Annotated in this window: 5 protein-coding genes; 4 read left to right on the top strand and 1 reads right to left on the bottom strand. The window is 50.7% G+C overall.

What is annotated here, in order from left to right; translation table 11 throughout:
* Window positions 1-848: 848 nt before the first annotated feature.
* Complete coding sequence (locus GC130_RS25390; RefSeq protein WP_152001186.1) at window positions 849-1829, bottom strand: GlxA family transcriptional regulator; 981 nt, start codon at window positions 1827-1829, stop codon at window positions 849-851.
* Window positions 1830-1958: 129 nt separating this feature from the next.
* On the opposite strand from GC130_RS25390, the gene GC130_RS25385 reads away from it, so the two are divergent.
* The 4 genes from GC130_RS25385 (at window position 1959) to GC130_RS25370 (ending at window position 5923) form a co-directional block, all read left to right on the top strand.
* Entirely contained in the window at window positions 1959-2366 is a 408-nt protein-coding gene (locus GC130_RS25385) for a VOC family protein (RefSeq protein WP_152001185.1), read from the top strand.
* Between the two features lie 109 nt (window positions 2367-2475).
* Window positions 2476-3633: an AraC family transcriptional regulator gene (locus tag GC130_RS25380; protein ID WP_152001184.1), complete on the top strand. Its 1158-nt coding sequence runs from the start codon at window positions 2476-2478 to the stop codon at window positions 3631-3633.
* 320 nt (window positions 3634-3953) lie between these two features.
* Entirely contained in the window at window positions 3954-5291 is a 1338-nt protein-coding gene (locus GC130_RS25375; protein ID WP_152001183.1) for a hypothetical protein, read from the top strand.
* A gap of 35 nt (window positions 5292-5326) precedes the next feature.
* Window positions 5327-5923, top strand: coding sequence for a diheme cytochrome c-553 (locus tag GC130_RS25370; protein ID WP_152001182.1), 597 nt, complete (start codon window positions 5327-5329; stop codon window positions 5921-5923).
* The last annotated feature ends 219 nt before the right edge of the window (window positions 5924-6142 follow it).

The following is a 6142-nucleotide window of genomic DNA, read 5'->3' as shown; positions in this document are numbered from 1 at the left end:
GACAAGCTCCATCAACTCAAAACACTCAGGTATAAAATCTTTGCTATTGGGGGCTATATAACCAAATCCGGCAGTCAGAAAATACTCAACCTTTCTCTGGCAATGAAACGAAGAAAATGGATTGAAGTAATCTGGACAGAGTCCCAAAATTTCAACTGGCCTTTTGCTCCGTCCTAATTCCTAATGACAATTCCGGGTTAAAAAACATTCGGCAGCACATACCATTGACGCCCGATTGTATGCCACTGTGTACAAGGTTGGTTCAAAGTAACTCTGGCGAACGGGTTGGCATTCTTTTAGATTTGCCACGAAGGCACGAAGACGCTAAGCAAAGTGTTTCTTCACTCCCTAATCTCTTCCTCTCCCGGCGGCTGGCTTTTGCCTCCTTCATCAGGATGTGGATTCACCACCATCCTAGGTTTATTACGTCCTTTCAGGGCTCGCATACATCAAAGTCCTGAAACGGCGGTATAGTTTTGAACAGCGCTTTGCTCAATGCTCCCAGCTTGCCGCTGGTTTCACCATGGGCTTTACCCACGTCTTTCTCTCTACCCGGCGGCTGACGGTTGCCATCGCTCCGGCTCCGCTACCGTACCGACGCCTGATTCCCTTGCCCGCCTAAGCTTTTGGCGCAGGTGGATCACTTCGCTCTTCGATATGGCCACGAAGGCACAAAGACACTAAGGGTTCTTCAGCCTCCGGTCTTCAAACTCCCACTTCTTTCTCCCTACCCGGCGGCTGACGGCTCCATCGCCCAGACCTGCCAGCCGTACCGACGCCTGGTCATCTTCCGTCTCCGGTCTTCCGACTTCTTCGCCCGCCGAAGCCTCTGGCGTAGGCGGGCCCCTCTAAACCAACACCGGCTCCTTATAGTACTTGTTCCTGTACTCAATGGGCGTAAGTCCCGTGATTCGCTTGAATACTGTTCTGAATGCCTTTGTATCGGTATATCCCACGTCATACATGACCTCGTTGATGTTTTTGCGGCTCTTTTCAAAGCTGCGTTTGGCGGCCTCTACTTTCACCCGTTGTATGTACTCCACAATGGTGTTGTTGGTAGCCTTCTTGAACCGGCGCTCAAAGCTCCGGCGGCTGACGGCGAACATATCCACCAGCTGATCGACGGTGATTCGCTCAGCTGAATTGTCCTCAATAAAGTCCTGGGCTTTCTTCACTTCCGGGTCGTTGTGATCCTTCTGTCCATTGAACATCATAAAAGCCGACTGGCTTTCTCTGTCGATGTCGATGGCAAAGTATTTGGCAGCGAGAATGGCTGTGTCCCGATCTGTGTATTTTTCCAGCAGGTACAGCAGCAGGTTCCAATAGGAATTAGCACCACCGCTGGAGTACAGCCGATGCTCTTCAGTAATAATGCTGCCATCTACCAGTTCCACATCGGGAAACGTTTCCCGAAACTCGTTGGCAAATGCCCAGTGGGTAGAGCAGCGTTTGCCTTCCAGCAAGCCGGTGGACGCCAGCAGGAATGCCCCCACACAAAGCGAGGCTATTTCTGTGCCCTCATTGTATTTATTCACCAGCCATGGAATAGCTTCTTTGTTGACTTCCACCGCCTGTTTCATGTCGCCAAACAAAGCGGGGATCACAATCAGGTCAGTTTTGTCAACATCCTTCATCAGCTTGTCGGTATGGACAGAGAAAGCGCCATCGTGCAGCTTCACGTCCTTTGTAGCGCCCACCAGTTGCACTTCAAAAAGTGGCGCCTTACCAACGGCCTGCAAAAACTGGTTGGCGGCGGTGAACATATAGCGGGGATCGGCCACCGCTTCCATCACTGCCGAGTTAGGAACAAGGATTGAAATACTCTTCATTGGGATGAAATTTGACCTGATAAAAGTAGGAATTACTTGTGACGCAATCAACCCTCCAAACTGCCGTTTTCACACCCCGGCAAGCGATGCTCCCAAGGCTACTTTTGTATGGTTGACAAATGCTGACAAATGGCTCATTTGATTACATATTTAACCTTCAATGGCAACTGCAGGGAGGCGATGAGCTTCTACAAGGACTGCCTGGGCGGGGAACTTCAGCTTGAAACAGTGGCAGGGACACCGGCCTCTACTCAGCTCCCAAAGCAGATGAGAGAGTGCATCCTGCAGGCCACCCTTTCAAAGGAAAACCTGGTGCTCATGGCCACTGACATGGTGGGCGAAGACGGCCTGAGTCGGGGCAATGCCGTGTCCATTCTGATAGACTGCAACAGCAAAAAGGAGCTTCAGCACTACTTTAAGAAACTGTCCTACCAGGGCCAAGCCACTCACCCGGTTGGAAAGACCTTTTGGGGCGCCTGGTTTGGAGGACTCACCGATAAGTTTGGGAACCACTGGCTGCTCACCTGCAGAGGCTAAGCGAAAGCTAGCTGCTTCACAGCTTCTCAATCTCATCACAAGTTTCCTGAATTTTCCTTCCTTACGTGTTTTGCTTCCCTCTGCTATATTTGCGGTTCACTCTTGAACAATGAATATAGGGCTGCTTCAAATTTTACTTTTTGCAGGCTGCATCCAGGCTATTCTCCTGGCCACATACCTATTTTTTCATTCTGCCATCAGAGGCTCCCGACTCTTCGGTTTTCTACTGTTGTTTCTGGCCATCCACTTGTTTCTTGTCACCAACGACAGGCAGGAGTTCTTTATGCAATTTCCGCACCTTTTGCATGTCACCTGGTTGGTTCCGTCACTTTACGGCCCCATCATTCTCATTTTTGTGCGACGAATCACAAGGTATTCCCTTAAACCGACGCTGGTGGAATGGCTTTACTTTGTTCCCTTCGTACTACTGGCGGTCTATCACATGCCCTTCTATCTCCAGTCGGCAAGTGAGAAACGGGCCTATATTATAGACTTTGCCCATTCCGTAAAGGACGACTTTGGGCTGATCAACCAGCTGGTCAACGTGCTCCATGTCACGTTTTTCTCTGCCTCGCTTTGGTTCTATAACCTTTACAGAAAAAAAATCCTGAACTATGCTGCCTCTGAGGAAACCAGGCTCCTGTGGCTGGGTAATTTTCTTTGGATCAATCTCGCCATTGTGTGCGTAGGTGTGGCAGTGTTTTATGCCAGAAAGTATAACCTCCCCGTGGTTGGCAGCATTTACCCCTATCATTTCCTGGGTGTCATTTTCCTTATTTACTGGTCTGCATACAAGCTCATCCGGCAGCCTGCGATTTTTCAGTCAGAAACTGAAGAAGGAGGCTTTGCAGAAGTATCGGAAGTCCAGTCGGCCCGGGAGGCTGCCAGGCCGGTTACAGAACAGCACAGGCAGCTGGCCAGCGACATCAAAAAGCTAATGGAAGAAGAAAAGCTTTACCGAACGGCGGGCCTCACACTGCTCGACTTGTGCGCAAAGGTGAAGTCCAACAAGCAGTACGTTTCGGAAGCTATCAACCTCGTATTTGGTAAAAACTTCTACGACTTTGTGAATGAGTACCGGCTGAAAGAGTTTACCGACAAGCTTGAAAGCCAGGAAGACCAAAACCTTACGCTGCTGGGCATCGCCTCCAACGCAGGCTTCAACTCCAAGGCCACCTTTAATGCCGTATTTAAGAAACACTATGGGATGACGCCGTCGGAATACCAACGGGGAAATTCCAATGTTCAAGCAGCAAAAGGCAAATAAGCAACAAGGGGGTTGTTCCTATATAAAAGTCATCATTAGGCTAAATACTACTTGGCGTCATTGCGAGGGAGTTGACTAAAGGTCATCTATGTGGCTGCTCATCTAACGACCGAAGCAATCTTGGTCATTAGAATTGGGCTCCGAAATAAACAAGATTGCTTCGTCACTTAGTATGTGGTACACACAATTCAAACTCATGCGAGTATCCTCGCAATGACGAATGATAAAATACACGTCTCAATGCGTCCGAATTGATCAATTCGGACGATCAGCTTTCAACTCCCTCCGTATATCAGCCAGTCAAAAAACTCAAAACCATTATGAAAAAGAATTTACTCATGGGGCTGATGCTCCTCGGCTGGGGAACAGTGGCTCAGGCACAAACAAAGCTCTCACTTTCGGTGCCGCTGCTCGACTTGCCGCAAAACACCCAGCTTCCGCAGCGCTACCCTTCCATGCACCAGGCCCTTCAGTGGAGCGCCGATGTATACGACGTTAGCTTCTGGGGCATTGATGCTGCCAGCAATGCGCTGTTTGATAAGAAATGGACACAGACCGGCTTCAGCTATGCAACAGGCCTGCTGTTCAGCAAGTATGGCAGCGAGCTGCCCCTGCCGCTGGGCGTATGGGGGCACGAAGAATACCACCGCTCCGTACTTGGCACTAAAGGCATTGCCAGCAAAAACGGCAACTGGATTTTTCACCGCTGGGACGGTACCGTGTATGGCCCGTCGGACGAAGACCTCGCCAACCTGAAGGCTACCGACAACAACGCCCTGCTGTATGCCTACACGGCGGGTGTGCAATACGAAACGCAGCTCACCAAAACCAGCGTGATGAACGACTTCTACAATGAGCGCAGCTTCTACAAAGCACCGCTTTACCTCTACAATGCGCACTATGTGTGGAACTACTTCCGCTTTGCCACAAGCATTCATTCCGATTCGGTGAAAGTGATAGCCCCGGAGTTCGAACACAAAGAGGCCACGCAGCGGGACTTTGCAGGTGCCGACCTCACCGCCTGGGCCTACGACATGTTCAACCCCAATGCGTCGTACTACGACCGTGACGACTTCCCCAACGGCCAGGGCGAGAACCGCCGCATTGGCTTCCACGACCTGTCGGAAGAGGCGCAGAAATACCTGGTGAAGCAGAAACGATTGTCGCTCCTCAATTTTTTAAATCCGGCGATCATACTGGTCAATCGGATCCGGATCAATGAGGAGCTGACAATCCTTCCCTTCGTTCAATACTCTCCTACCCATTTTGGCAACAGCATCTCGCTCAATATGCCCTTCACCTACAAAGGCGATGGCTATTTTTTGGGTGTGAATCGTTACGCCAACTACAAAGATGCCTACTACGGCGTGGAGGCTGGCGTTTACCAGCGTGCTTTGAATGCGCTCCAGGGACTCAGCATGTCGTGCACAGTGAAATTATGGAAGCAACCGGACAGCTTCTTCGGAAGCAAAGCCAACTGGGGTGGCGCCATCAAATGGGGCGTGGCCTACGCCGTTGCCGACCGCCTGGCCCTCACGCTCGACGTAACCGGCAAAACAGCCGGATGGCTCGAAGGGAACCCTTACCTGAAACGTAACTTCAATCCGGTGCTGGGCTTCCAGTATATCGTGCCGGGGTTGAACAGCGCTAAGCTTTAATCAAACCACCATCTTTTATTAATCAATTAGTCAAAATGAAACACAAATTTCTATCAGCAGCACTATGCCTGATCACAGGCGTGGTTGCTATCCATCAGGGCTGTTCAACAGCCCAACCGAGAGAGGAAGAAACCTCAGCTGTCGTCGTCCCTATTTCCCGGGAAGAGGTAGTCCTTAAGGGCGCTCACCTGGTCGACATCATGGGTTGCAACGACTGCCATTCGCCAAAAGTGTTTACCGAGCAGGGGCCCATACCTGATCCGGAAAGGCTCCTCAGCGGCCACCCGTCAGATATGCCGTTGCCACCGGTGGATAAAAGTGAGCTAAGCAACTGGGTGCTTTTTGGTATGCACAACACCAATGCAGTAGGTCCCTGGGGCGTATCCTTTGCGGGCAATCTAACTTCCGACGCAACGGGCATCGGCAGCTGGTCGCTGGAACAGTTCAAGCGGGCGATGACGCAGGGGAAATACAAGGGATTGGAGAATGGACGCATGTTGCTACCTCCCATGCCCTGGCCCAACTACCGCCACCTGAGCGATGAAGAGTTGGAGGCAATATTTGCCTATCTGCAGTCGACCAGGCCGGTGAAGAATGTAGTGCCGACGCCCATCGCACCCAACGAACTGTAACAGGCTGGCACTCCTTCCACCGCCTGGAACAACGGACGAATGAATCAATGACTAACACAATTTTTTAATGCAATGAACAGAATGAGAACAGCCAGGGCAATCGCATTTAAACCTTGAGTAATTCTTCTCTGAAAGCAGGGTTGAATGCAGCTCTGTTTCTTTTCTGGGTTCTAGGTAATTTGATCTGACAATCTTCTAGTAAGGAGAGCGCTACTTTTG

This window comes from Imperialibacter sp. EC-SDR9 (genome assembly GCF_902498805.1).
Classification (GTDB): Bacteria; Bacteroidota; Bacteroidia; order Cytophagales; family Cyclobacteriaceae; genus Imperialibacter.
Note: the sequence above shows the minus strand (reverse complement) of the source record. Positions and strands in the feature narration are given on the sequence as shown.

Bases quoted from the DNA above. Each gene is read 5' to 3' on its own strand.
- GC130_RS25390 (WP_152001186.1), bottom strand. From the start codon at position 1,829: ATGAAGAGTATTTCAATCCTTGTTCCTAACTCGGCAGTGATGGAAGCG.
- GC130_RS25385 (WP_152001185.1), top strand. From the start codon at position 1,959: ATGGCTCATTTGATTACATATTTAACCTTCAATGGCAACTGCAGGGAG.
- GC130_RS25380 (WP_152001184.1), top strand. From the start codon at position 2,476: ATGAATATAGGGCTGCTTCAAATTTTACTTTTTGCAGGCTGCATCCAG.
- GC130_RS25375 (WP_152001183.1), top strand. From the start codon at position 3,954: ATGAAAAAGAATTTACTCATGGGGCTGATGCTCCTCGGCTGGGGAACA.
- GC130_RS25370 (WP_152001182.1), top strand. From the start codon at position 5,327: ATGAAACACAAATTTCTATCAGCAGCACTATGCCTGATCACAGGCGTG.